At 72.0% G+C, this 24,011-nt stretch carries 23 protein-coding genes and 2 pseudogenes; 9 read left to right on the forward strand and 16 right to left on the reverse strand.

Annotated features, from left to right (window positions below; translation table 11 throughout):
- Positions 1 to 205: 205 nt before the first annotated feature.
- From AAW14_RS12980 to AAW14_RS13005, 6 genes and pseudogenes are all read left to right on the forward strand, one after another.
- Positions 206 to 339: pseudogene (locus AAW14_RS12980) on the forward strand (oxidoreductase); the annotation flags it as partial.
- Positions 340 to 855: 516 nt separating this feature from the next.
- Entirely contained in the window at positions 856 to 1,440 is a 585-nt protein-coding gene (locus tag AAW14_RS12985) for a hypothetical protein (protein ID WP_265563346.1), read from the forward strand.
- Between the two features lie 122 nt (positions 1,441 to 1,562).
- Positions 1,563 to 2,528 (forward strand): acetylxylan esterase, encoded by a 966-nt coding sequence (locus AAW14_RS12990; protein WP_265563348.1) that lies wholly within the window; start codon positions 1,563 to 1,565, stop codon positions 2,526 to 2,528.
- An 8-nt stretch (positions 2,529 to 2,536) separates the two neighbouring features.
- Positions 2,537 to 2,941 (forward strand): nuclear transport factor 2 family protein, encoded by a 405-nt coding sequence (locus AAW14_RS12995; RefSeq protein WP_265563350.1) that lies wholly within the window; start codon positions 2,537 to 2,539, stop codon positions 2,939 to 2,941.
- 133 nt (positions 2,942 to 3,074) lie between these two features.
- Positions 3,075 to 4,241, forward strand: coding sequence for a serine hydrolase domain-containing protein (locus tag AAW14_RS13000; RefSeq protein ID WP_265563353.1), 1,167 nt, complete (start codon positions 3,075 to 3,077; stop codon positions 4,239 to 4,241).
- A gap of 129 nt (positions 4,242 to 4,370) precedes the next feature.
- On the forward strand, positions 4,371 to 5,105 hold the full coding sequence (locus tag AAW14_RS13005; RefSeq protein ID WP_265563355.1) for a GntR family transcriptional regulator: 735 nt from the start codon (positions 4,371 to 4,373) through the stop codon (positions 5,103 to 5,105).
- 87 nt (positions 5,106 to 5,192) lie between these two features.
- Here AAW14_RS13005 and AAW14_RS13010 read toward each other — a convergent pair whose 3' ends face one another.
- A complete protein-coding gene (locus AAW14_RS13010; RefSeq protein ID WP_265563509.1) occupies positions 5,193 to 5,945 on the reverse strand; it encodes a class I SAM-dependent methyltransferase in 753 nt (250 codons plus the stop codon).
- A 449-nt stretch (positions 5,946 to 6,394) separates the two neighbouring features.
- On the opposite strand from AAW14_RS13010, the gene rho reads away from it, so the two are divergent.
- The gene (gene rho / locus AAW14_RS13015; protein WP_265563357.1) at positions 6,395 to 7,534 is read left to right on the forward strand and encodes a transcription termination factor Rho; all 1,140 of its coding nucleotides are present in this window, start codon (positions 6,395 to 6,397) and stop codon (positions 7,532 to 7,534) included.
- Positions 7,535 to 7,634: 100 nt separating this feature from the next.
- The gene (locus AAW14_RS13020) at positions 7,635 to 8,786 is read left to right on the forward strand and encodes a D-alanyl-D-alanine carboxypeptidase family protein (RefSeq protein ID WP_265563359.1); all 1,152 of its coding nucleotides are present in this window, start codon (positions 7,635 to 7,637) and stop codon (positions 8,784 to 8,786) included.
- Between the two features lie 224 nt (positions 8,787 to 9,010).
- Here AAW14_RS13020 and AAW14_RS13025 read toward each other — a convergent pair.
- The 13 genes and pseudogenes from AAW14_RS13025 to AAW14_RS13085 form a co-directional block, all read right to left on the reverse strand.
- Positions 9,011 to 9,943, reverse strand: a pseudogene (locus AAW14_RS13025) (glycosyltransferase family 87 protein); the annotation flags it as partial.
- Positions 9,892 to 11,280 carry a polyprenol phosphomannose-dependent alpha 1,6 mannosyltransferase MptB gene (mptB, locus tag AAW14_RS13030; RefSeq protein ID WP_265563361.1) on the reverse strand — a complete coding sequence of 463 codons (1,389 nt, stop codon included), beginning with the start codon at positions 11,278 to 11,280 and terminating at the stop codon, positions 9,892 to 9,894. The pseudogene AAW14_RS13025 and the gene mptB, both read right to left, overlap by 52 nt.
- Before the next feature lie 149 nt (positions 11,281 to 11,429).
- A complete protein-coding gene (locus AAW14_RS13035) occupies positions 11,430 to 12,362 on the reverse strand; it encodes a glutaminase (RefSeq protein ID WP_265563363.1) in 933 nt (310 codons plus the stop codon).
- 148 nt (positions 12,363 to 12,510) lie between these two features.
- A complete protein-coding gene (gene aspA, locus AAW14_RS13040) occupies positions 12,511 to 13,923 on the reverse strand; it encodes an aspartate ammonia-lyase (protein ID WP_265563365.1) in 1,413 nt (470 codons plus the stop codon).
- 37 nt (positions 13,924 to 13,960) lie between these two features.
- Positions 13,961 to 15,013 (reverse strand): asparaginase, encoded by a 1,053-nt coding sequence (locus tag AAW14_RS13045; RefSeq protein ID WP_265563510.1) that lies wholly within the window; start codon positions 15,011 to 15,013, stop codon positions 13,961 to 13,963.
- An 11-nt stretch (positions 15,014 to 15,024) separates the two neighbouring features.
- The gene (locus tag AAW14_RS13050; protein ID WP_265563367.1) at positions 15,025 to 16,482 is read right to left on the reverse strand and encodes an amino acid permease; all 1,458 of its coding nucleotides are present in this window, start codon (positions 16,480 to 16,482) and stop codon (positions 15,025 to 15,027) included.
- Positions 16,479 to 17,156: a FadR/GntR family transcriptional regulator gene (locus AAW14_RS13055; RefSeq protein WP_265563511.1), complete on the reverse strand. Its 678-nt coding sequence runs from the start codon at positions 17,154 to 17,156 to the stop codon at positions 16,479 to 16,481. Before AAW14_RS13055 ends, AAW14_RS13050 begins: the two co-directional genes overlap by 4 nt.
- A 202-nt stretch (positions 17,157 to 17,358) precedes the next feature.
- Positions 17,359 to 18,192 carry an undecaprenyl-diphosphate phosphatase gene (locus AAW14_RS13060; protein WP_265563369.1) on the reverse strand — a complete coding sequence of 278 codons (834 nt, stop codon included), beginning with the start codon at positions 18,190 to 18,192 and terminating at the stop codon, positions 17,359 to 17,361.
- A gap of 84 nt (positions 18,193 to 18,276) precedes the next feature.
- Positions 18,277 to 18,651, reverse strand: a complete 375-nt coding sequence (crcB, locus tag AAW14_RS13065; RefSeq protein WP_265563371.1) for a fluoride efflux transporter CrcB — start codon at positions 18,649 to 18,651, stop codon at positions 18,277 to 18,279.
- Positions 18,648 to 19,028 carry a DUF190 domain-containing protein gene (locus tag AAW14_RS13070; protein ID WP_265563373.1) on the reverse strand — a complete coding sequence of 127 codons (381 nt, stop codon included), beginning with the start codon at positions 19,026 to 19,028 and terminating at the stop codon, positions 18,648 to 18,650. Before AAW14_RS13070 ends, crcB (AAW14_RS13065) begins: the two co-directional genes overlap by 4 nt.
- 34 nt (positions 19,029 to 19,062) lie before the next feature.
- Positions 19,063 to 19,533, reverse strand: a complete 471-nt coding sequence (crcB, locus tag AAW14_RS13075; RefSeq protein ID WP_265563376.1) for a fluoride efflux transporter CrcB — start codon at positions 19,531 to 19,533, stop codon at positions 19,063 to 19,065.
- A 310-nt stretch (positions 19,534 to 19,843) separates the two neighbouring features.
- Complete coding sequence (locus tag AAW14_RS13080) at positions 19,844 to 20,809, reverse strand: SMP-30/gluconolactonase/LRE family protein (protein ID WP_265563378.1); 966 nt, start codon at positions 20,807 to 20,809, stop codon at positions 19,844 to 19,846.
- 92 nt (positions 20,810 to 20,901) lie between these two features.
- The gene (locus AAW14_RS13085; RefSeq protein WP_265563380.1) at positions 20,902 to 21,189 is read right to left on the reverse strand and encodes an ArsR family transcriptional regulator; all 288 of its coding nucleotides are present in this window, start codon (positions 21,187 to 21,189) and stop codon (positions 20,902 to 20,904) included.
- A 270-nt stretch (positions 21,190 to 21,459) separates the two neighbouring features.
- On the opposite strand from AAW14_RS13085, the gene AAW14_RS13090 reads away from it, so the two are divergent.
- Positions 21,460 to 21,864 carry a MarR family winged helix-turn-helix transcriptional regulator gene (locus AAW14_RS13090; protein ID WP_265563382.1) on the forward strand — a complete coding sequence of 135 codons (405 nt, stop codon included), beginning with the start codon at positions 21,460 to 21,462 and terminating at the stop codon, positions 21,862 to 21,864.
- 4 nt (positions 21,865 to 21,868) lie between these two features.
- Here AAW14_RS13090 and pqqB read toward each other — a convergent pair whose 3' ends face one another.
- Both pqqB and AAW14_RS13100 read right to left on the reverse strand, forming a co-directional pair.
- Complete coding sequence (pqqB, locus tag AAW14_RS13095) at positions 21,869 to 22,753, reverse strand: pyrroloquinoline quinone biosynthesis protein PqqB (RefSeq protein ID WP_265563384.1); 885 nt, start codon at positions 22,751 to 22,753, stop codon at positions 21,869 to 21,871.
- A gap of 59 nt (positions 22,754 to 22,812) precedes the next feature.
- Positions 22,813 to 23,925: a hypothetical protein gene (locus AAW14_RS13100; protein ID WP_265563385.1), complete on the reverse strand. Its 1,113-nt coding sequence runs from the start codon at positions 23,923 to 23,925 to the stop codon at positions 22,813 to 22,815.
- Positions 23,926 to 24,011: the final 86 nt, after the last annotated feature.

A 24,011-nucleotide genomic window follows, 5' to 3' on the forward strand; every position in this document is an offset into this window, starting at 1 on the left:
CACCGGACGACGGGAGCCACCGGTACCGGCCACTACCGGCAAGGGAGATCACGGGGCGGGTATTCCCGGGCCTCGGGGGAGTTCATACGCCCGTCATGGTCGAGGACGACCGGTCGAGGACCACCGGGGCGGAAGACACGGCCGGCGGGAGGCGACCGGCCCGCGCTGCTGATCGGCGCGGGCTCGGGGGTGGTTCCACTGAAGTCTCCTGGCCGAGGCACCTCGCGGCGGGTGGGAAGCCCATGTGTGCGGCTCCAACGGGTTCGCGGAGCACCCTCGCGGCTGCTCTTCGAGGCCGGGCAGCCGATGGACCGCATCCGGATCGAACGCTTCGGCTGACCGTGATACCCGCCGCCCCGGCCTTCGGGAACGGCGGCTCGTCCGGCCGCCCGGACCGGTGGCCCCCGGCGGCCCCCGGCCGACGACCGGCGACCGTCGGTGCGACCGGTGCGGGTTTCGGCCGCGTATCGGCCCCCGGGTTTCGAGGCCAAATGGCCGGGAACTTCGCCCGAGAGGAGAATGGGCATAAAAGCCGTCGGGGGTTCGGATGCGTCCCGTGCCGCGTGTGCACATGTCCGTGAGCGGCCGTCCTCCGGCCGGTGGCCGGCGAGGACGGCCGGTCCGGCTTGGGCCGGTCCCGGACACGGGGCGCATCCGGACCACCACCGCCGTGCGGGGCGCGCGGGGGCTCCGTGACGGTCTGTCCTCGGATGACGGGCCGGTGTGCCGCGGGCGCTGCCGCGCGACACTTCGCCGCGGGGGTCCGGCATCCGACCGGGGGCCGTACGGGGCTTCAAGCGGCCCCGGGGACGGTCGCCCCCTCCACGGGCGGGACGTGGCGGCAAGGAGGTCGAGATGCGAACCCGGGTGCGCGGCTGGCGCTGGCGGCGCAATCCGCTGCGCCGCCGATCGGATGTCGTGGAGGCGTGGACGGCGCTGCTCATCACCGTTCTGCTGTGTCTTGGAGCGCCGCTCGTCGGCATGGCCGCGGGCTGGGCGGCGTACGACAGCGCGCATACGGCTCAGCTGACCGAGCGGGCCCAACGCCATCAGGTGCCCGCGGTGCTCGCGGAGGACGCTCCGGCCACGGTGCCCTCGACACAGAGCGCCAAGCAGCCCCTGTACCAGGTGAAGGTGCGCTGGACCGAGCCCGGCAAGGGCACACGGATCACGCCCGCCCTGGTTCCGGGCGGCTCGCGGAGCGGCGACCGGGTCACGGTGTGGCTGGATGCCCGGCGGCACGGCGTCGCCCCGCCGCGGAACGACGCCGCGGTGTGGCAGCACGCCCTGACGAGCGGGGTGTGGACCGCGGGTGGGGTGGCCGCCGCCGTTTTCCTGGGCCGCGCCGTGATCGGACGGGTCGCCGAGCGGCACCGCATGAGGGAGTGGGAGGCCGAGTGGGCCCGCACAGGGCCGGAGTGGGGACGACGGACGGCGTGACCGTGCGGCCGGAGCGTGCCCGGCCACCGCGGCCCCGACGGGCGGACAGGCCGCCTGGCGCGTCCCGGGCCGCCGCCCTACGGTGTGATCATCCGCAGTCCTGACGTCAAAGGTGGTCCTCCATGGCCCTGTTCGACCTGCCGCTCGACCAGCTGCGCGAGTACCGCAGCGCCTCCGTCGAGCCCGCGGACTTCGACGCGTTCTGGACGAAGACGCTGCGGGAAGCCCGCGAGCACGATCTGGACGCCCGCTTCGATCCGGTCGACACGGGTCTGAAGACGGTCCAGGTGCACGACGTGACGTTCGCAGGGTTCGGTGGGCATCCGGTCAAGGGCTGGCTGACCGTGCCCACCGCCGTGGACGGGCCCCTTCCCACGGTCGTGGAGTTCATCGGCTACGGCGGCGGACGCGCCCTTCCGCATATGCATCTGCTGTGGGCGTCGGCGGGTTGCGCGCACTTCGTGATGGACACGCGCGGGCAGGGCAGCGCGTGGGGCGGCGGCGGGACGCCGGACCCGGTGGGCAGCGGACCGACCTATCCCGGGTTCATGACGCGTGGCGTCGAGGACCCCGAAACGTACTACTACCGGCGGCTGTTCACCGACGGGGTGCGGGCCGTGGAGGCCGCCCGGGCGCACCCGCTGACCGACGCCTCCCGCACCGCGGCCGTCGGCGTCAGCCAGGGCGGCGGCATCGCGATCGCGGTCGGCGGTCTCGTACCTGATCTGGTGGCGGTGGCGCCGGACGTGCCGTTCCTGTGCGACTTCCCGCGCGCCACGACGGCCACGGACCGCGATCCTTACCGGGAGATAGGCAACTACCTCAAGACGCACCGCGGTCGCACCGAGCGGGTGATGCAGACGCTGTCGTACTTCGACGCCGTGCACTTCGCCGCGCGCGGCCGGGCCCCCGCGCTGTTCTCGGCGGCCTTGGAGGACCAGACCTGTCCCCCGTCGACGGTCTTCGCCGCGTTCAACGCGTGGGCGCACGTGGACAAGGAGATCGAGGTGTACGACTTCAACGACCACGAGGGCGGCGGCCCCTTCCAGGACGCGGTCAAGCTGCGCTGGCTGCCGGCCCGTTTCTGACGGCCCGCATGGACACGGCCGAGGCGGCACGCAGGTTCGTACGGGTGTGGGAGCGGGGCTGGGCGGAGCACGACGTGGACTCGATCCTGGCGCTCTACGCGCGGGGCTGCGTCCACCGGTCGATGCCGTTCCGCGCGCCGCACCGGGGACGGCACGAACTCGCCGCGTACCTGCGGTGGTCGTTCGCGGGCGAGCGCACGCTCGACGTCCGCTTCTCCGAGCCGATCGTCGGCCCCGAGGGCCGCGTGGTCGCGGAGTTCCGGGTGCTGGCGGAGGAGGACGGCACGCCCTCCACCCTCGCCGGATGCGTCTTCGTCCGCTTCGACGGCGAGGGACTCGCGGTGGAGTCGCGGGACTACTGGCACGCCGTCACCGGCCGTCAGGAGCCGGAAGGTTCGCTGTTCTTCGCCTGAGTCGGGGCGGTGGTTCCGGTCGTCGTGACCGGTCGGTCCTGCGGGTTGGTTCCCTCAAGTCCGACCAGTCGGTACGTTCGTTGCGCCCGGTCCGTCCCGGCCGGGTGCACCCGCGAGGGACCACGGAGGGCCCATGTCCCAGTACGTGCCAGAGGTTGACGGCCGGTGCGACCCGCGCTTCACGGCGGTGCGCGCGGCGTTCGAGGAGAACTTCCGCGAGCGGGAGGAGCTGGGCGCGGCGGTCACCGTCACGCTGGACGGGAAGACGGTGGTGGACCTCTGGGGCGGCTGGACCGACGCGGCACGCACCCGGGCCTGGGAGCGCGACACCGTGGTCAACGTCTGGTCCACGACCAAGGGTCCGGCGGCCCTGTGCCTGCACATCCTGGCGGACCGCGGTCTGCTCGACCTGGACGCGCCCGTGGCGGCGTACTGGCCCGAGTTCGCCGCCGCGGGCAAGGGGTCGGTCCTCGTACGGCATCTGCTCTCGCATCGCGCCGGGCTGGCGGGGCTGCGGGAACCGCACTCGGTGGACCAGCTCTACGACTGGGAGCTGACCGTGGCTCGGCTCTCGGCGACCGAGCCCTGGTGGGAGCCGGGAACGCGAAGCGGGTACCACGCGCTCACCTACGGCTTCCTGGTGGGCGAGGTGGTTCGGCGGGTCTCGGGGCTGCTGCCGGGCGCGTTCCTGGACCGGGAGGTGACCGGACCGCTCGGCATCGACTTCACCATCGGGCTCCCCGACAAGGAGGCCGGGCGGGCGGCCGAACTGGTGCAACCACCTGCCGCGAACTCCGGTGAACAGGCCGCGGTCTTCGCCCAGTTGACGCCGACGGCACTGGCTGCGCTGGCGAACCCCCTCGTCGGTGCCGCCGAGGCCGGCACTCCCGAGTGGCGGGCCGCCGAGCTCCCGGCGCTCAACGGGCACGGCACGGCCCGCGCGGTCGCCGCGCTGTACGGGATCTTCGCCGGGCGGGGGTCGTGGGGCGGTCGACAAGTGCTGTCCCCCGAGGCGGCCGAGCGCGTGCGCGAGGGGCAGGGCACCTGCCGCGATCTGGTGCTCGGGGCGGGGCTGGGCCGGGACACGGAGATCGGGCTCGGGCTGTGGCTCAGCGGCCCCGAGGGGTCGTACGGGCCGAACCCGAGAGCGTTCGGGCACGACGGATTCGGAGGCTCGTGCGGTCTCGCGGACCCCGAGGCGGGCGTCTCGCTGGGCTATGTCATGAACCGGATGGGCCCGCGCATCGCCGACGATCCGAGGAAGATGGCGCTAGTGAACGCCCTGTACGGCGCGTTGTAGGGACATGGGGGAACGGGTCGGATTCGGCCGATCTCCTCGACTGCCCTTCCCTGGTGGTTTAGACCAATGCTAGATCTGGTCGCGCACCGATTCCGCACGGCTACACCTTGTCACCAGGAGGCTGCGGACATGGCCCGCACCACCCGACCCGACCACCCTCACCCCTACCCGCACGAGGAGCCGCTGTACTGGCGGATCGCCACCGAACTGCTGAGCGAACTACGCGAGGGCGCCATTCCACCCGGTGAACGACTGCCCGGAGAGCGGCAGTTGGCCAGCCACTTCCATGTCAGCCGGGAGACCGTGCGCCAGGCCCTGCAGATCCTGCGCCGCGAGGGCCTCGTCGCCACGGACCGGCGCGGCAGCCACGCGACGCTGGCAGGCGCCACGGCCGAGCTCGTCCCCTCGGGTACCTTTCCGGTGGGAGCGCAGGACACGGAGCCCGGCCGGGCGACCGTCACCTGGGAGGTGCCGTCTCCCGAGCACGCCCTGGCGCTCGGCCTCGCGCCGCAACGGCCGACCCTCGTCCATCGGTACACGTCGGCGGCGGCGGACGGGAGCGGAGCACGGACGGCCGTCACCTCGTTCTCCGCGGTCGCCGTCTCCGAGGTCCCGGAGCTGACCCGCTACCGCGACCGCGCGGACGGCCGGGCCTCGGCCGAACTGTGGCGCGCGTACGACTGGATGCGCACGGCTGGGCTGACGCTGCATCACCGCGACGCCATCACCCCGCTGCCGCCGTCCATGCGGGTCACCCGGCGCGTGCACGACCAGTGGGACCGGCCGCTGGAGATCACCGATCTGGTGGTGGAGGCCCAACGGGAGGCACTGGTCTACGAGTTCACCCTGCCGTCGGCCGGATGAGCACAGCGGTACCCCTCGGAAGGCGACTCCGTTCCGCAGGAGCGTCCCGTGGACGACACGGCGGCCGCGGCGAACGGGCCGGGACGGTCAGCGCGGTGGGGCCTGCAGTGTGCCGCTCATCCGGGTGGCCACGATCAGCCGGCAGCGCGGGCTGCCGTCGGGCCAGCGGCCGAACTCCGGCAGCGCCCGATGCTCCACCGAGAGTCCGGCACGCCTCAGTTCGCGTCGTACTTCACCGAAGCGGAAAACCCGGTAGTACATGACGAACGGAGGTCGCCAGAGGGCATTGCGGACGCGCATCGCGGTGTCGAAGCCGAGCAGCGCCCAGTACCAGGGCGAGGCCGGGCGCGGCGGGGCCCCGACCGGGAACACGAACCGCCCGCCCGGCCGCAGCACGGAGTGGACCTGGGCGAACAGGCCGGGCAACTCGCCCGGCAGGAAGTGGCCGAAGGCGCCGAAGCTCACCACCAGGTCGAAGGCGGGCCCGAACGGAAGCGCGCGGGCGTCCCCGCGCACCCAGGCGACACGCGGCTGACCGTCCGACCGGACCCGCCGCCGTCCGACGGAAAGCATCCCCGTGCTGAAGTCGACGCCGGTGACGCTCTCGCGGCAGACCCTGCGCAGCACCTCCGCCCCGGCGCCCGTGCCACAGCACAGATCGAGCCCGTGTTCGAAGTCGCCCATGGCTGCAAGCGCCCCCTCGACGGCGTCCAGGACAGTGTCCGGCGTCCGGAAGGGGGTGTGGTCGAACTTGGGCGCGAGCAGGTCGTAGCCGTGCTCGACCGAGGACAGCGCCTGAACGGCCAGCTCGCGGAGTGTGGGACCTTGCCGGGAGAACATCGCCGCAAGCTTAGGGCCCCATCGGCCGTCCGCACCGGGTCTCGCGAAGGTCGCCGGCGTCCAGCCGTCGGCGATCCGCCCTTCCCGCAGTGCCGTGAAGTGCGGTGCGTTCTTGGCGACATCGGGGTGCGCGAGGATCGGCACACGGGAACAGACGGTGAGTCCGGCGCGTTGAGCGGGGTGGCTGAAGCCGCATCTGTGCGTCTGGTGCTACAGTGCGGTCAGCACTTGTGTACGCCCCGTTCGGGCGCCGGTGCCAGTTCCTCATCGGTTCGCCGTCCCACCCGCCGTCTCCGAGCGGCACATCGGCTTCCCGGCACAACCTCGCGAGCAGCACGCATCCGCCGTGCCCGAGGTGATGCATCCCGCCGTACCGAGGCGTGATCAGGCCGCCTCCCGGCTTCTCCCCCTCTCGTTCTTCCCGCTTTCCGTCCGTGAAAGGACCATCCATGACCACCACACTCGAAACCGCTCCCGTACAGCAGGAGCACACGCCCCGAACCGCCACCGGCGTCCTCGACATCGACCAGAACGGCAAGGGGCATCTGCGGGCAGGCAGCTGCCTGGCCGCACCCGGCGACCTCCAGGTCTCCCCGGCCCTCGTCCGCCGCCACGGCCTGCGCAAGGGCGACACGCTCGTCGGCGCCAGGGACGGACGCTCCCTCACCGAGGTCGAGCGGATCAACGGCCGGGCGCCCGAGGAGCTGCGCGGCCGTCCGCACTTCCGGGACCTCACCCCGCTGCACCCGCGCGAACGGATCCGGCTCGAACACCCGTCGGCTGGCCTGTCCGGGCGCGTCATCGACCTACTCTCCCCGGTCGGCAAGGGACAGCGCGGCCTGATCGTCGCGCCTCCCAAGACCGGCAAGACCGTGCTGCTCCAGCAGATCGCGGCGGCCGTCGCCGGCAACCACCCCGAATGCCACCTCATGGTGGTGCTGCTCGACGAGCGGCCCGAGGAGGTCACCGACATGCGCCGCTCGGTGCGCGGCGAGGTGTACGCCTCGACGTTCGACCGGGCCCCGCGGCAGCACATCGCGCTCGCCGATCTGGTCGTCGAACGCGCCAAGCGGCTCGTCGAGCAGGGGCAGGACGTCGTCGTCCTGCTCGACTCGCTGACCCGGCTGTGCCGGGCGCACAACAATGCGGCCGCCGCCGGTGGGCGCACTCTCAGTGGCGGTGTCGACGCGGCCGCCCTGCACGGCCCGAAGCGGCTCTTCGGCGCCGCGCGCCTGGCCGAGGAGGGCGGCTCGCTCACCATCCTGGCCACCGCCCTCGTCGAGACCGGTTCCCGCGCCGACGATTTCTTCTTCGAGGAACTCAAGAGCACGGGCAACATGGAGCTCCGCCTGGACGGCACCCTCGCCTCGCGTCGCGTATTCCCGGCCGTGGACATCACCCCCTCCGGCACCCGCCGCGAGGAACTCCTGTTCTCCGCAGGAGAGTTGACGGCCGTACGAGGACTGCGACGCGCCCTGCAGTCACGGGACGGCCAGGCGACGCTGGAGACTCTGCTGGAGCGGATGCGGTCCACCCCGGACAACGCGGCCTTCCTGCGCCAGGTCCAGCCCACGCTGCCGGCCGGCTGACCCGCCGGGCCGTGCCCCGCGTGCGGCATCCGGGTGTCCCGTCCCCCGCACGGCTCAAGGTATCCGGGCGTCCGCGCCCAGCCTTCCTACGGTGGCTGATATGACCATCGGATTCTCAGCCCGCGCCGTCACCGCCTGCTGTGCCCTCAGTGCGGTCTGTGCGCCGGCCTTTTCCGCGCACTCCGCCGTCGCCGTGACCGGCACAGGTACCGCCACCCCGGGTCCCGCCGCCTCGCAGCCGTCGCTCCCGTACGGGTCCGGCACGCAGGTGCGGCCCCGCGCCGGGGCCCCCGAACTCCCGGACGTGTCGGCGCTGTCGTGGGTGGTGGCCGACGCCGGCTCCGGCACGGTGCTCGCAGCACACGACCCGCACCGCCCGCTGCCGCCCGCGAGCACCCTGAAGACGCTGTTCGCCCTCGCCGTCCTGCCGCGCTTTTCGGGCGACACCCAGCACACCGTCTCCGAGCGGGAGCTGGCGGACATCGGCCCAGGCAGCAGCCTCGTCGGGGTCCGCGAGGGGCACACCTACCGGGTGGCCGACCTGTGGAGGGGGGTCTTCCTGAACTCCGGCAACGACGCCGTGCACGTCCTGGCCGCGCTCAACGGAGGCGTGGAAACCACCGTCCGCAAGATGCAGGCCAAGGCCCGGGCGCTGGGCGCCCTCGACACCCATGTGGTCACGCCCGACGGCTACGACGCCCCGGGGCAGGTGTCGTCGGCGTACGACCTGGCGGTGTTCGGGCGGGCCGGGCTGCGCGATCCGGACTTCGCGCGCTACTGCGCCACCGCGGAGTCGACGTTCCCCGGTGACGGGGGATCGTACGAGATCGCGAACACCAACCGGCTGCTGACCGGTGCCGACGGCGTCGCGGCCTACCCCGGGCTGATCGGCGTCAAGAACGGCTACACCAGCGGCGCGGGCAACACGCTCGTGGCCGCCGCCCGCCGCGGCGGGCGCACCCTCGTGGTGACGGTGATGAACCCTCAGGAAGGCGGCGGTTTCGCGGTTTACGAGGAGGCGCGCTCGCTGCTGGACTGGGGGTTCGCCGCGGCCGGGCGGGTCACACCGATCGGCTCGCTCCTGCCCGCCCGGCCGCCCGGTGCCGCACCGGCAAGGACGGCACGGCGTCACGAGGGCGACGACGGAGCCGGCTGGCCGGAGGCGGCGGCCCTGGCGGGTGCGGTCGGTGTGGGCACCGCGGCGCTGGTGCTCGCCCTGCGGCTGAAGGGCGGTCGGTCCACACGCGGTTGACCGACCGGCAGCCTCAGCAGCAGACCCAGCGTGATCCATACATATGCGTTGCTGCCGAGGAAGCCGTCGATCCCGGAGGCGTCGTCGAACCACAGCCACACCACGCTGCTGCAGAGCAGCACGTACACCGCGCCCGCGATCCGCAGTCGGCGCCCGTGCACCAGTACGGCGAGCGACGGCAGCAGCCACACCAGATGGTGCACCCAGGTGATCGGGCTGACCAGGCAGGCGGCGAGCCCGGTGAGCGCGAAGGCGGCCCGCCAGTCGTCGGCCCGCAGTGCGCGGTGTGCGCGCCACGCCCACACTGCGAGGACCAGGACGACGGCGAGTGCCCAGGCGGCGCGGCTCGGGTCGCCCGGAGCGGCGAGCCGGGCGAGTACGCCCTGCAGGGACTGGTTGGAGACGTAGACGAGGCGGCCCACGCGGGTGGTGTCCCACACGGCGTGCGTCCAGTAGAAGCGGGAGGCGCCCGGTGCCGCCCAGGCCGCGAGCGCGGTCGCGGCCACCGCGACGGCGGTGGCCACGGCGGCGGCCCGCCATCTCCGGGCGAGGAGCAGCAGACCGATGAAGAGCGCGGGGGTGAGCTTGACGGCCGCCGCGAGTCCGATGCCGGCCCCGGCCCAGCGCTCCCGGCCGGTGGACAGCAGCCGGGCGTCGCCCAGCACGAGGGCCAGCAGCAGCAGGTTGACCTGCCCGAAGCTGAAGGTGTCCCGCACGGGTTCGAGCAGTGCCAGCGCGCACCCGGCCAGGGCCCAGCCGAACCAGCCGTGGCGGCGCAGCTTCTGACCCACGAGGATCCACAGCGCGAAGGCGGCGGCCCCGAGGTTGAGCAGCAGCGTGAGGACGATCGAGGCCCCCAGGCCGATGAACGCCATCGGCAGCATGCTCAGGGCGGCGAACGGCGGATAGGTGAAGCCGTAGGTCGTACCCGGCACCCGGTAGTCGTAGATACGACCACCGTGGTGCGCCCAGGCGTCCACGGTCCCGTAGTAGACACGCAGGTCGAACCAGCCCCGCAGCAGCGGCACCGTCGCGGTGAAGACGGCCACGGCGGCGGCGAGGCTCAGGACGAGGGCGATCCGGCCCCGCTCGGAGCGCGGCGCTCTCACGCGGTCCGTCCCAGCACGGGTGCCTGCGCCGCCTGGTGCGCCTGCCACAGCACGACCAGGGCGAGGACTCCGCCGGAGACGGCGAGAACCACCTGCGCGAGGTCGGGCGGGCCGCCGCTCGGCAGCACACCGAGCGCAAGGACGGCGGTGGCGGCGGCCACCCGGTGCCGTACGGAGGTGCTGGGTGCCGCGGCGGCGATGAGGAACAGCCCCCACAAGGCGTACCAGGGCCGGATCGCCGGGCCGAGGACGGCCACGACGGCGAGGCTCAGGCCGAGCGCGTAGACCGGTGCGGGGCGCAGCTTCAGCCAGATGACGATCACCGCGGCCGTCGTGGCGAGGAGACCGGCGGCGTGCCACACCGGGATCGCCAGGGGGGCCAGACCGCTTCCGAGTCCTTCGAGTACATGCCCGGTGATCCGGCCGAGGACGCTGGTGGGCGACCAGTTGTGCGGGGAGACGGGCGTCTTCAGGGCGGCGATCCAGCCGTATCCCGTGCCGGTCACGGCGGTGGCCACGAGCGTGGTGGCGAGCGCGGCCACCGTGGTCGTCACCACCGCCCGTACGGTTCCGGCGGGCCTGCGCAGCGCGATCACGGCCAGCAGGCCGAGCGCGGCCGGAGCCTTGACCAGCGCGGCGAGCGTGACGAGGGCGACGCCGAGGAGGTGCAGACGGCCGCGGGCGATGAGCAGGCCCACGCCGAGCAGCCCCAGCATGATGGCGTCGTTGTGGGCGCCGGCGACCAGGTGCAGCAGCACCAGCGGGTTGAGGGCGCCCAGCCACAGCGCGGCGGCCGGATCGGCGCCGCACTGCCGGGCCAGTCGCGGCAGTGCGGCCGCCATGAGGGCCACGCCGAGGAGGGCGACCAGCCGCATGCCGAGCAGTCCGGCGGGCAGTTCGCCGCGGGTCAGCCCGGAGAGCGCGGAGGCGACGGCGAGGAAGACCGGCCCGTAGGGGGCCGCGGTGTCGCGCCACACCGGTGCGACCTCGTCCGCCAGCGGGCCGCCGAGCTGCGCGGGCCCGTGCGTGTACACGTCGATGTGTGCATCGACCATGGCGCCCTGCGCGAGGTAGCTGTACACGTCCCGGCTGAACAGCGGCGGCGCGAGCAGCAGCGGTGCCGCCCAGACGGCGAGGACCAGCAGCAGGGCGCGCGGAGTCGGCGGCTCGGGGCCGCGTATCACCCTGCCGAGCAGCGCCCATGCGGCGATCAGCAGGACGACGCCGAAGTACACCCCCACCAGTCCGAGGGCGGCGCGTCCGGACTCGGGGGAGACCAGATCCGCGACCGGCAGGGCCCCGGCGGTCTCACCGCCCAGCGCGAGAAAGGCGGTACCGGCCAGACCGAGCGCCTGGCAGCGGCGGAGATCGACGGGGAAAACCATGGCCAACACTCGGGAAGCGTGTCAACGCCGGGTGGCCGGAAAGCGACGCCTTTCCCTCGTCGGGGCGGCCCCCGGGTGACCGCCGTGTGAGCGGTGGCCGTCGGGGAGTGCGGAAGTCCCGGTCAGAGCCTCGGGATGCGACCCCCGGATCAGAACACGGACAGCCCCGTCAGCGTGGTGAAGCGGTCCAGTGCCGCGACGCCCGCCACGGAGTTGCCGCGCTCGTCGAGGCCGGGGCTCCACACGCACAGCGTGCAGCGGCCGGGCACGACGGCGATGATGCCGCCGCCGACACCGCTCTTGCCGGGCAGACCGACCCGGTAGGCGAAGTCGCCTGCCGCGTCGTAGGTGCCGCAGGTCAGCATCACCGCGTTGACCTGCTTCGCCTGGCTGCGGGTCAGCAGACGGGTGCCGTCGGCGCGGACGCCGTGGCGGGCCAGGAAGCCGGTGGCCAGGGCGAGATCCGCGCAGGAGGCCTCGATGGAGCACTGGCGGAAGTACTGCTCGAGGAGGACCGGCACCGGGTTGTCGATGTTGCCGTAGGACGCCATGAAATGGCCGAGTGCGGCGTTGCGGTCGCCGTGCGCGGCCTCGGACACGGCGACCTCCAGGTCGAAGGAGAGGCCGGGGTTGCCGCTCTCGGCCCGCAGGAAGTCGAGCAGGGTGCCGGCCGCGTCACCCGTGCGGGTGTGCAGCCGGTCGGTGACGACGAGGGCGCCCGCGTTGATGAAGGGATTGCGCGGGATGCCGTTCTCGTACTCCAGCTGGACCAGGGAGTTGAACGGATTGCCCGACGGTTCCCGGCCCACGTGCTCCCACAGCTCGTCGCCCTCGCGGGCCAGGTCGAGGGCGAGGGTGAAGACCTTGGTGATGGACTGCGTGGAGAACGGCTGCCGCCACTCCCCCACCCCGTACACCGTGCCGTCCGGCTCGGCGACCGCCATGCCGAAGCGGCGCGGGTCCCAGGCGGCCAGGGCCGGGATGTAGTCGGCGGGCCGTCCGCGCCCGGGCCGCCGCTCCATCTCTTCGGCGATACGTTCCAGCACGGGCTGGAAGCTCTGCGACGGGGCCATGGTCACCATCGTGCCGCCGCTCGGGACGGACCGCTCACCTGAGGTACCTCATGATCATGCGATGGATCCTACGACTGTTCCCCCGCTCTTGCGGAGGGCGGGGGCGGCGGCTGTCGGCCGCCGCCCCGTGGAGCGTCGCTCCCGCTGGACTGCCGGATCAGACCTTCGGCAAGCCGCTGCCCGCGACCACCTCGGGCCGCAGCAGCGCCTCCAGTCGCTCGGCCGGCAGCAGGCCCTTCTCCAGAACGAGTTCCGCAACACCGCGCCCGGTGGCGAGGGCCTCCTTGGCGATGCCGGTCGCCGCCTCGTACCCGATGTACGGGTTGAGCGCGGTGACCAGGCCGATGGAGTTCTCCACGGCGGCCCGCAGTTCCGCCTCGTTGGCCGTGATCCCGGCGACGCACCGTTCGGCGAGGGTGAGGCAGGCGCGCTCCAGGTGCGTGATGCTCTCGGAGAGGGAGTGCAGGATGACCGGCTCGAAGGCGTTCAGCTGGAGCTGACCGGCCTCGGCGGCCATGGTGATGGTGACGTCGTTGCCTATCACCTCGAAGGCGACCTGGTTGACGACCTCGGGGATCACCGGGTTCACCTTGCCGGGCATGATGCTGGAACCGGCCTGCACCGGTGGCAGGTTGATCTCGTTCAGTCCCGCACGCGGTCCCGAGGACAGCAGCCTGAGGTCGTTGCAGCTCTTGGAGAGCTTGACGGCGATCCGCTTGAGCACACCGGACATCTGCACGAATGCACCGCAGTCCTGGGTGGCCTCCACCAGGTTGGCGGCCGTCACCAGCGGCAGACCGGTGATCTCGGCGAGGTGGCGGCGCGCCGACTCGGCGTATCCGGCGGGGGCGTTGAGCCCGGTGCCGATCGCGGTGGCGCCGAGGTTGATCTCGTGGACCAGCTCGACCGCCTCCGCGAGCCGGCTGCGGTCCTCGTCGAGCATGACCGCGTACGCCGAGAACTCCTGCCCGAGCGTCATCGGCACCGCGTCCTGGAGCTGGGTGCGGCCCATCTTCAGCACGTCGCGGAACTCGACGGCCTTGCGGGCGAAGGCGTCCTGGAGCACCGCCATCGCCTTGAGCAGCCCGCGCACCGCGAAGACCGTGGCGATCTTGACTGCGGTCGGGTAGACGTCGTTGGTGGACTGACCGAGATTGACGTCCTCGTTCGGGTGCAGGTGCCGGTACTCGCCCTTGGCGTGGCCGAGCAGTTCCAGCGCGCGGTTGGCGACGACCTCGTTGGCGTTCATGTTGGTCGAGGTGCCGGCGCCGCCCTGGATGACGTCGACGACGAACTGGTCGTGCAGCTTGCCGTCGCGGATCTCGCGGCAGGCCTCGACGACAGCGGCGGCCTTCTTCGGCTCCAGCAGGCCGAGCTCCTCGTTGGCGAGGGCGGCGGCCTCCTTGACGGCGGCGAGTGCGTCGATCAGGTGCGGGTACGCGGAGATCGGCGTCCCCGTGATGGGGAAGTTCTCCTTGGCGCGCAGGGAGTGGATGCCCCAGTACGCCTCGGCGGGTACGTCGCGGTAGCCGAGCAGGTCGTGTTCGCTGCGGTGGGCTGCGGCGGTCATGGCTGTGCGGGCCTCTTTCGGAGGTGGAGGGTTCGGATCAGGCGTACGTCTGGGTGTGTGAGTCCCCGCCGGTCGAGCCGAGCCGAGAGCTCGGGAGCGGGTCGAGCGCGCGGACCGGCCGGACGCTGCCGACCGGCTTGCCGCCGCCGAGCAGGGGTTCCCCGTCGAACTCGGCGAGCGCGGCCGGGTCGACCCCGGCGCGGGCGAGCGCCGCCGCTGCGACCGGGACGCGGGCCCGGTTCGCCCCGTCGGAGATCTTCACGGCGACGGTCCGGCCGTCCGGCAGTGCGGCGACCTGGACGCCCTCGAAGCCGTCCTTGGCGAGCAGCCCCGGCACGGCGCGCATCAGCGCGGCGACGTCGCGCCCGGAGCCGGAGGCCATCTCGGCGTGTTCGCGCATGGCGTCCGCCACGCGCGCCTCCGGGGTGCCGGCCGGTGCGGTCACGATCCGGGCCGCGGCACGCGCGAGTCCGTGCAACGAGACGGAGAACAGGGGTGCGCCACAGCCGTCGACGGTGACCCGGGCGACGCGCTGGCCCGTGAGGTCCTCGACGATCTCGGCGATGGCCTGCTGGAGCGGGTGCGCCGGGTCGAGGTAGTCCTCCAGCGGCCAGCCGTTGAGCTTGCAGGTGTACAGCATGGCCGCGTGCTTGCCGGAGCAGTTCTGCGCGAGCCGGGAGGGCGGGCGGCCCTCGCGCACCCAGGTGTCGCGGACGACCGGGTCGTACGGCAGGTCCGGAACGTTGCGCAGGTCTTCCTCGGTGACCTGGGCCAGTTCCAGGATGCGCCGGGTGCCGGCCAGGTGCCGCTCCTCGCCGGAGTGGCTGGCCGCGGCCAGCGACAGCAGTTCCCCGTCGAGCGTCAGCCCGGCTCTCAGCATCGCCACCGCCTGCACCGGCTTGAGCGCCGAGCGCGGGTAGAAGGCGGCCTCGATGTCACCGAGTTGCAGCTGGACGGCTCCGTCGGCGCCGAGGACGACGACCGAGCCGTAGTGGATGCCTTCGACGACCCCACCGCGGATGAGGTGGGCGACTGGGGCGTGGAGGGGCTCCCGGATCACAGGAGCCTCGGCCACCGAACTTCCGTACAACACTGCGTGGTTCACACATTCACCTTGGAGGAGTTACTGCGGGCGACCCGGCTGCGTATGCCGTACCAGCCGCCCACCAGGGCAGCCCCGATCAGCGGCAGGCACAGCACGGTGGTGCGGCCGGCGCCGCCGTCGGCGTACATCAGGACGAACACCGAGACGAGGAAGGCGAGCGTGACGATCTCGGTCCACGGGGAGCCGGGGAGTCGGTAGCCCGGCCGGGTCAGTTCGCCGTCCCGGGTCTTCTTCCAGAAGAGCAGATGGCAGACCATGATCATGCCCCAGGTGGACAGGATGCCGATCGCCGCGAAGTTGAGAACGATCTCGAACGCGTCGGCGGGGACCACGTAGTTGAGGCCGACGCCGAGGACGCACATGCCGCTGGTGAGCAGGATGCCGCCGTACGGTACCTGGCTGCGGCTCATCACCCGGGTGAACCTGGGGGCCGAGCCGGACATCGCCATGGAGCGCAGGATGCGGCCGGTGGAGTACAGACCGGAGTTGAGCGAGGACATGGCCGCGGTGAGGACGACGAGGTTCATCACACCGCCCGCGGCGGGGACGCCGATGTGGGACAGGACCGTCACGAAGGGGCTCTGGCCTGCTGAGTACTTGTTCCAGGGCAGCAGCATCGACAGCAGGACGACCGAGCCGACGTAGAAGAGGCCGACGCGCCACATGATGGAATTGATCGCCTTCGGCATGATCTTCTCGGGGTTCTCGGTCTCGCCCGCGGCGACGCCGACCAACTCGACGGAGGCGTAGGCGAAGACGACACCCTGGATGATCAGCAGCATCGGCAGCACGCCGTTGGGGAAGACGCCGCCGTGGGCGGTGATCAGGGACGGGCCGGGGGTGTTGCCGTCGACGGGGTGCCGGGTGACCAGAAGGAAGATCGCGATCGCCATGAAGACCACGAGGGCGCTGACCTTCACGATGGCGAACCAGAACTCCAGCTCGCCGAAGATCTTCACCGAGATGAGGTTCACGGTGAGGACCACGGCCAGGGCGACGAGGGCGATCACCCACTGCGGGATGTCGGAGAACATGCCCCAGTAGTGGGTGTAGGTGGCCACGGCGGTGATGTCTGCGATACCGGTGGTCGCCCAGTTGAGGAAGTACATCCAGCCCGCGGTGTAGGCGCCCTTCTCACCGAGGAACTCCCTGGCGTACGAGACGAAGGCGCCGGAGGAGGGCCGGTACAGCACGAGTTCTCCGAGCGCTCGCACCACGAGGAAGGCGAAGACGCCGCAGATCGCGTAGGCGACGAAGAGCGAGGGGCCGGCATCGGCGAGACGGCCGCCGGCACCGAGGAAGAGGCCGGTGCCGATGGCGCCGCCGATGGCGATCATGTTGACGTGCCGGGACTTGAGGGACTTGCTGTAGCCCGCGTCACCGGCGTCGACGTGACCGGACGAGGTGCGTATCTCCGCCTGACGGGACTCTTCCTGGAGGTACTGCTCGCTCACGCCGCGGGTCCGCCTTCCGTGGGGGTGTCCGCGCGCCGGGGGCGCACGATGTCGGTGAGGGTCGTCTCGACGCGGTCGAGGTGGTGGGTCATGGCCTCCACCGCGTCGTGCTCGGAACCGTCGATCAGCGCCTCGACGATCGCCCGGTGCTCGCGGTTGGACTGCTCGCGCCGGCCGCCCAGTTCGTTGAGGAAGGCCGACTGGCGCGCGAGCGCGTCCCGGATCTCCTCGATCACCCGGCGGAAAACCGGGTTCTGGGCGGCCTCGGCCACCGCGAGATGGAAGAGCGTGTCCATCGCGACCCAGGCGGTGGTGTCCGTCTCCCGCTCCATCCGGTCCAGGAGGTGGGCCAGGTGGTCGAGGTTCTCCGAGGTACGGCGCAGCGCCGCGTACCCGGCGACCGGGATCTCGATGTGGCGGCGAACCTCCAGCAGGTCGCTGGCCACGTAGTCGCCGAAGGTGGGGTCCTCGACGGCGTTCGCGACGACGAAGGTGCCCTTGCCGGTCTTCGAGACGGTCAGGCCCATCGCCTGCAGAGCCCGCAGGGCCTCGCGCAGCACGGGCCGGGAGACCTCAAGGGTGCGGCACAGCTCGGCCTCGGAGGGCAGCTTGTCGCCGATCGCGTAGTCGCCGCGCTCGATGGCGCCGCGGAGGTGGGTGAGCACCGCTTCCATGGCGCTGACGCGCCGCGGTCCCCGACCAGCTGTCTGGCTGTCTGACAGGTTCACGGGAGCGATCCTGCGGGCAACAGGACGGGACTGTCAAGGGGGGGCGGTCAAGCGGACTTTCATGGGGCGTAAAGCCTGAATACCGACTTCACGCCCCACGGGTGATCAGCGGCGACCGGCCGGGCGCGCCGATCACGAGCGGCCCGGATCAGCTGAGCGCACCGGCCGAGAGCATGCCGAGGAGCGCCACACCCACGACGATCCGGTAGATCACGAAGGCGTTGAAGGAGTGCTTGGCGACGAACTTCAGCAGCCAGGCGATGGACGCGTACGCGACCACGAACGAGACGACGGTGCCGACGGCCAGCGGCGCGGCACCCACGCCCGCACCCAGGGCGTCCTTCAGTTCGTAGAGGCCGGCGCCGGTGAGGGCCGGGATGCCGAGGAAGAAGGACAGACGGGTGGCCGCTACGCGGTCGAGGTCCAGGATGAGCGCGGTGGACATGGTGGCGCCGGAGCGGGAGAAGCCGGGGAAGAGCAGGGCGAGGATCTGCGAGCACCCGACCAGCATCGCGTCCTTGAACGAGGTGTCGTCCTCGCCGCGCTTGTGCCGGCCCATCTGGTCCGCCGCCCACATCACGCCACTGCCGACGATCAGCGAGGCGGCCACCACCCACAGCGAGCCGAGCGCGCCGTCGATGAGCGGCTTGGCGGCGAGGCCCACGATGACGATCGGGATGGTCGAGTAGATCACCCACCACGCGAACTTGTAGTCGTGGCGCTGCCGTTCCTCCCGGTTGAGCAGGCCCCGGAACCAGGCCGAGACGATGCGCACGATGTCCTTGAAGAAGTACAGGAGCACGGCCGCGATCGCGCCGACCTGGATGACGGCCGAGAAGCCGACGACGGACTTGTCGTCGACGGGGATCCCCATCAGCCCCTCAGTGATCTTGAGATGGCCGGTCGAGGACACGGGGAGGAATTCGGTCACCCCCTCGACGACTCCGAGGACGACGGCCTGACCGACGTTGATGACGCTCATGGGATCCAGTTCTGAGTTGGTCGACAGTGCTGTAGACGGTAGAGGTGCAAGAGATTTTTACTATGCCGAGGTGACGTCGTGGGGCTACGGCCACAAAGCCTGGGCGAACGAAACCCCGGCGAAGGCCGCACCGAGGCCCGCCGCCACGCCGGCGACGACATTGGCGGCAGCGTAGAACCCCGCACCGGTCTCGGTCAGCCGCAGCGTCTCGTACGAGAAGGTCGAGTACGTGGTCAGCGCCCCGCACAGGCCCGTGCCGATGAGCAGCTGCAGGTGGGAGGAGGCGTGGCCGGCCGCGACCGCGCCCGTCAGCAGGCCGAGGACCAGACAGCCCGCCACGTTGACGACGAACGTGCCCCAGGGGAAGACGGTGTCGTGCCGCAGTTGTACCGCGCGATCGGTGAGGTACCGCAGGGGGGCACCGACCATGGCACCGACGATCACCAGGAGCCAATTCACAACGAATTCTCACCTTTCCCGTCGGTCCTCCGCGGCCCGGCCTCCCGGCCGACGTACCGGATGACCTCGCACTCGTCGAGCGTCACGAGTCCTTCGGTGACGAGTTCGTCGAGCTGCGGGAGGAAGGCGCGGACGCGCTCCTCGGTGTCGACCACGACGACGGCCACCGGCAGGTCCTCGCTCAGCGACAGCAGTCGCGAGGTGTGGACGACCGAGGACGCACCGAAGCCCTCGACACCGTGGAAGACGCTCGCCCCCGCGAGGCCCGCGGCATGCGCGCGGTGCACGATCTCGCTGTAGAGGGGCTTGTGGTGCCAGGTGTCGTGCTCACCGACGTAGACGGTAAGCCGCAGGGCCCTGCCGGTCAGTCGTGTCATCGCCGCCTCCGCGGTGCGCCGTTGTGTGATCCGTTCACCGTTGCCGCCACATGAGGGCCCGCCGGGTCGCCGTCATCGCGAGCCACACCGCCGCAAGAGCCCCGAAGAGGGTCGCGAACAGATAGGCGAGTGCGGTGCGCGCGTGGCCCCCGGCGACCAGGCGCTGGATCTCCACGGCGTACGTCGAGAAGGTGGTGAAGCCACCGAGCACGCCCGTGCCGAAGAAGGGCCGCACCAGGCGGTGGGCCGCCCACACGTCGGTGATCACAACCATGAACACGCCGATCACGGCACAGCCGACGAGGTTGATCCCGAAGGTGGTCCAGGGGAATCCGCCGGCCCGCCAGGGCCACCACAGCGAGGCGGCGTAGCGCGCCGTGGCGCCGAGGGCGCCGCCGAGGGCGACGACCGCCAGGACGGGACCCTGCCCCTGCCAGGGCGACGGCCGCCGCGCCTGCCCGGACGGGGCCATCGGGTCGGCGCTCTTGGGGTGCGGGACTGACATGGACGCGCTTCTCCTACTCGCCGGGGCCCTGCGGAACGGGCACGCTCCATCGCAAGTAGGGACCGTGGGCGGCGACGCTGCCGCGGTTGTGGTGCGGCGGGCCCCACCACCGCGCCGCGGGGCATGATCGCGGCCGGGGAACAGGTTAACCCCGAGCGCGGCGGCCTCGCACCCCCGGCCGGTCGGTGCCACTGGTACCGCGCACCCCGGTCGGCCGTTGCCCACGATGCCGCACCCACCCGGTCAGTCGGTCCCCCCCGATGCCGCACACCCCCAGCCAGTCGGTCCCCCCGATGCCGCACACCCCTGGTCAGCAGGTGCCCGTGGGCAGCTTGCACACCGCGACGCCCCGCTCCCACAGACTCCCCAGGATCAGCCGGCCGTCGGCGACGCACGCGCTGGTGACCATCCGGAAGTCCGAGGGGCGGCGCAGAAGGTACCGGAGGATGCGGCCCTCGTCGTCGACCGCGAGCGCTCCGGCCATACGCGCGGGGCGGTAAGGAGCGCGTATCGCGACGCGGGCGGCGGCACGGCGCACGGCCGGGGCGGCGCTGTGCAGCAGGTCCAGGACGGGCACGCGGGGGGCGGCCAGTGCCACCCAGATCGGACCGTCGTCCCCGGCGCTCCAGAGGTTGTCGGGCAGGCCGGGGAGGTCCTCGACGAAGGGCTCGCTCCGGCCCGCCCGCGGTCCGGCCAGCCAGTAACGGGTGAGGCGGCGGGCTCCGGTCTCGGCCACGACCAGGAAGGACTCGTCCTTGCCCAGGGCGAGGCCGTTGGCGAACTGCAGCCCCTCCAGGAGCACATCGGGGCTGTCGGCGCCGGGGGCGAGCCGCAGCAGCCGCCCCGTTCCGGTGTGCTCGACCAGGTCGCCGATCCACTGTTCCAGGGGGTGGCGCCTGCTGGACACGGTGAAGTAGACCGTGCCATCGGACAGGGCGACGACGTTGCTGCAGAACCGCAGGGGCTCCCCCGCCACCGAGTCGGCGAGGATCCGTACGGTGCCGTCGTCGAGCGCGATCCTCAGCAGTCCGCGGTGCGCATCGCACACCAACAGGGCGTTGTCCGCGAGGAGTTCGAGCCCGAGGGGTCGGCCGCCCGTCTCGGCGAGCACCTCGATGCGGGTACGGGCCGGGTCGGCGAGGCCGTCGAGGCGCAGGATGCGTCCGTCGGCCGTGCCGGTCAGCACCCGGCCGCGCGCGTCGGCAACAACGTCCTCCGGCCCCCGGCCGCCGATCGCGACGTAGCGGTGCGGGACGAGGGTCGTGGGACGGTCCATGTGTGCCTGCCCTTCCAGGTCGGAGGCTGCCCCTGCCCTTCCAGGTCGGAGACTGCCCACCAAGGCAGGTGCGTACCCTTGCGGCCCGGGGCCTACCAACCTTTCTCGAACAGTCGCGCAACCTCGGCGATGCGGACCTCGTCGCGGCGGTAGTGGACGCTCCGCCGGATCCGGGTGGTGCGCAGCAGGCCGATCGCGGCGAGCAGGCGCAGATCGGTGACGGCGACGGGCCGGGGCACGGCGAGTTTCTCGGCGACGGCCGCCGCCGTGACCCCGTCCTCGACGAGGTCGCCGTGCCGCTGCGGAGGGAAGTGCGCAACAGGGTCCTTCAGCCACTCGAGGATCCGCATCCGTCTGTCGCTCACCGGCATCTTCAGCATCTCGTCCCTCCGTCCCGCCCGCCGGGCCCACTGTCGCGTGTCCGATGGCGCGGGGCCGAGATCCGAACGGGCCGAAGTGCCGTGACGGGGACGCCCGTCAACGGGCGTGGTGATCCTGCCGACGTAACCGGTGAGGCCCGAGTCGGCGCAGGGGCCGGGGACCGGAACGGCAACCGGAGGAGCCTCGTGGCGCTGGTCCAGGAGGCATGGGCCGAGCGGGCCCGGCCGCAGCGGTCCCGGTATCGATGCACGCGCATTAACATGCGGTGTATGGGAGTGAACGCGGCCGGTGCCCGGCTCGAGGAACAATGGCGGGACATCCTGTCGGTGCACGCCCGCACCATGTGCGAGATCGACCGTGCACTGCATCCGTACGGTCTCGGTGCCAGTGACTTCGAAGTGCTCGACATCCTCGCCGCCGAGACGCCCGCGCACGGGGACCAGTGCCGGGTGCAGAACATCGCCGGGCGGGTCCATCTGAGCCAGAGCGCCCTGTCCCGGCTGATCGGACGGCTGGAGAAGGACGGCCTGGTGCGGCGCTCGGTGTGCGAGGAGGACCGCCGGGGGGTGTGGGTCGCCCTCACCGACGAGGGCCGCGAGCTGCACACCCGGGTGCTGCCGCTGCAACGCGACGTCCTGGCCCGGATGCTGGAGGAGCCGACATCGGCGGAGTGAGCGGTCACACGGCGAACTCCGCCCCGTCCGCGAGGACTTCGGCCCCCGCCTCCGCGATCCGTTGCCGGGCGGCCGAAGCCGGGTCGAGCAGCGGGTTGGTGTTGTTGAGATGGGTGTAGATCCGGCGCGGTCCGGGGTGGCGGGCAAGGGCCACCAGACTGCCCTGCGCGCCCGCGACGGGCAGATGCCCCATGGCTCCCTGTCCGGCCGCGCCCGGTACCACCGTGCCCATCTCGTCGGCCGCGTAGAACGTGCCGTCCAGCAGAGCGCAGTCCGCCGTCCCCAGCAGCTCGTCCAGGACCGGCGACCAGGCACCCACACAGGGCGCGTACGCGAGGACTCCGCCGGTGGCCAGATCCTCCACACGGTATGCCACCACCCACCGGTCGTCCGCGGCGGCGGCCAGGTACCTGGGGGTCTTGGCGCCCACCGGGTGCGCCGTGACCACGAGACCGCCGGCCAGGACGAATCCGCCCTCGGTCAGGGCGTCCGCCCACTGCCAGGCGGCGTAGCGGTCGAGCGCCGCGCGCAGCGGGGCCAGCGCGGCGAGGACCGGCGGAGCGGCGTACACCCTCAGGTCCGCGCCGCCGCGCAGCACCGCCAGGCCCCCGACGTGGTCGGCCTCCGCATCCGTCAGGAGAACGCCCCTGACCGGTGTGGACCGGCCCGGGCCCGGCCAGAGCGGTGCGGTGGCCGCGAGCTGTGTGCGGATGTCCGGTGAGGCGTTGAGCAGCCACCAGTCGCGGGAGTTGCCGGTGACGGCGACGCACTCCTGGGCGCGGGCGGGCAGTTTTCCGTCGCGGGCGGCGGTGCACAGCGCACAGGCGCAGTTCCACTGCGGGAAGCCGCCGCCGGCGGCCGTACCCAGCAGGACGACCCTCACGACCATCCCCCTCCGTGCCCCTACGTGACCCGTCCCGTGGGAACTTCCCTCCGGGCGCGGTAGGTCTACCCCGCGTTAGGGGGCGATTCCGGCCGATCTTCGCCCGGACGCCGGTCCGTCGGGCGCTGGGGCGGGACGGGCGCGCAGGCGAAGTCACGCGGGCCGCTCCACAGTGCGGGTACGGCGTCGGAACGGCGGCACAGCTCGTACGCGATCGCCTCGTAGTTGACCCGCCAGCCGTGGAAGTGCGGCCAGGCCTCCCGTGCCGTCCGCTCGGCCGGGAAGCCCGCCGCCTCGATCATCGCCACGGCCGCCTCGAACTCGTCGTAGGTGAGCTGGATCGGTGCCTCCGGTTCGGGGTCGACGTCGAACTTGAAGCGCACCGAGCGGGCGATGTCCCGCAGGGCGGTGAAGCCGGCCCGGATCACCAGCCGGGCCTCCGCCGGGGCGCTCGTCGGCGTCAGCGAGAGCTGCATGGCCGCCGCGTCCATCACGGCGAGCAGCCCGACCAGCCAGTGCCGGTACGGGCGCGGCGAACGGAACGCGATCAGCACGGGGTAGGTGGAGTGGCTCTCCCCGATGTCCGACGCCAGCCGCTCCCAGGCGCGGTAGAGCTCGGGCAGGGCGGTCTCCGTCTCGACGAGCCACTGGCGGGCGAGGATCTCCGGCCCCCAGGAGGGTTCACCGGCCCGGGACTGCAGCAGGGTCACCTCCACCTCACGGCGGTTGTAGGCGGCGTACAGCGTCGGCAGATAGGCGATCTGCAGCGCGATGACGACGGGCCCGGTGGTCGCGGCCAGGAAGTCGAGCGCGGACAGGTGCGGCCGCTGGCCGCTGGCGAAGCCGAGCGTGAACAGGCTGGATCCGGCCTCGCGGAACGAGCTGCCCCAGGTCAGCGTGGACAGGGCGTGCAGCAGCAGACCGTAGGCCACGAAAGCCCCGCCCAGCCAGGTCGCGAGCATGCCCATCAGGATCAGCGGGCCTAGCCAGGTCTGTGTGCGGTCGATGGCCTGGTAGTCCCCGCTGAGGGCGGCGAGCCTCAGCAGACGGCGAAGGCTCCACCACAGCCGGTACACGAGCGCCGAGTAGAGGCCACGGGGTACCACCAGGATGCGCAGGACGCTGGCGAGGACCGCCACCAGGAGCACGGCGCCGACCACACCGGAGATCCATCTCATGCGGTCATTGTGAACCGGGCAACGGGCTGCCTCAGCGCGGCGCAGCCCGTGCGGAGTGCGGGGGCGCCGCCGAGGCCGCCCCGTTC

Source organism: Streptomyces hygroscopicus, assembly GCF_026168105.1.
Lineage (GTDB): Bacteria > Actinomycetota > Actinomycetes > Streptomycetales > Streptomycetaceae > Streptomyces > Streptomyces hygroscopicus_D.

Coding starts and splice junctions, on each gene's coding strand:
- AAW14_RS12985 (WP_265563346.1), top strand. CDS start 856: ATGCGAACCCGGGTGCGCGGCTGGCGCTGGCGGCGCAATCCGCTGCGC.
- AAW14_RS12990 (WP_265563348.1), top strand. CDS start 1,563: ATGGCCCTGTTCGACCTGCCGCTCGACCAGCTGCGCGAGTACCGCAGC.
- AAW14_RS12995 (WP_265563350.1), top strand. CDS start 2,537: ATGGACACGGCCGAGGCGGCACGCAGGTTCGTACGGGTGTGGGAGCGG.
- AAW14_RS13000 (WP_265563353.1), top strand. CDS start 3,075: ATGTCCCAGTACGTGCCAGAGGTTGACGGCCGGTGCGACCCGCGCTTC.
- AAW14_RS13005 (WP_265563355.1), top strand. CDS start 4,371: ATGGCCCGCACCACCCGACCCGACCACCCTCACCCCTACCCGCACGAG.
- AAW14_RS13010 (WP_265563509.1), bottom strand. CDS start 5,945: ATGTTCTCCCGGCAAGGTCCCACACTCCGCGAGCTGGCCGTTCAGGCG.
- rho (WP_265563357.1), top strand. CDS start 6,395: ATGACCACCACACTCGAAACCGCTCCCGTACAGCAGGAGCACACGCCC.
- AAW14_RS13020 (WP_265563359.1), top strand. CDS start 7,635: ATGACCATCGGATTCTCAGCCCGCGCCGTCACCGCCTGCTGTGCCCTC.
- mptB (WP_265563361.1), bottom strand. CDS start 11,280: ATGGTTTTCCCCGTCGATCTCCGCCGCTGCCAGGCGCTCGGTCTGGCC.
- AAW14_RS13035 (WP_265563363.1), bottom strand. CDS start 12,362: ATGGTGACCATGGCCCCGTCGCAGAGCTTCCAGCCCGTGCTGGAACGT.
- aspA (WP_265563365.1), bottom strand. CDS start 13,923: ATGACCGCCGCAGCCCACCGCAGCGAACACGACCTGCTCGGCTACCGC.
- AAW14_RS13055 (WP_265563511.1), bottom strand. CDS start 17,156: ATGGAAGCGGTGCTCACCCACCTCCGCGGCGCCATCGAGCGCGGCGAC.
- AAW14_RS13060 (WP_265563369.1), bottom strand. CDS start 18,192: ATGAGCGTCATCAACGTCGGTCAGGCCGTCGTCCTCGGAGTCGTCGAG.
- AAW14_RS13070 (WP_265563373.1), bottom strand. CDS start 19,028: ATGACACGACTGACCGGCAGGGCCCTGCGGCTTACCGTCTACGTCGGT.
- crcB (WP_265563376.1), bottom strand. CDS start 19,533: ATGTCAGTCCCGCACCCCAAGAGCGCCGACCCGATGGCCCCGTCCGGG.
- AAW14_RS13080 (WP_265563378.1), bottom strand. CDS start 20,809: ATGGACCGTCCCACGACCCTCGTCCCGCACCGCTACGTCGCGATCGGC.
- AAW14_RS13085 (WP_265563380.1), bottom strand. CDS start 21,189: ATGCTGAAGATGCCGGTGAGCGACAGACGGATGCGGATCCTCGAGTGG.
- AAW14_RS13090 (WP_265563382.1), top strand. CDS start 21,460: ATGGGAGTGAACGCGGCCGGTGCCCGGCTCGAGGAACAATGGCGGGAC.
- pqqB (WP_265563384.1), bottom strand. CDS start 22,753: ATGGTCGTGAGGGTCGTCCTGCTGGGTACGGCCGCCGGCGGCGGCTTC.
- AAW14_RS13100 (WP_265563385.1), bottom strand. CDS start 23,925: ATGAGATGGATCTCCGGTGTGGTCGGCGCCGTGCTCCTGGTGGCGGTC.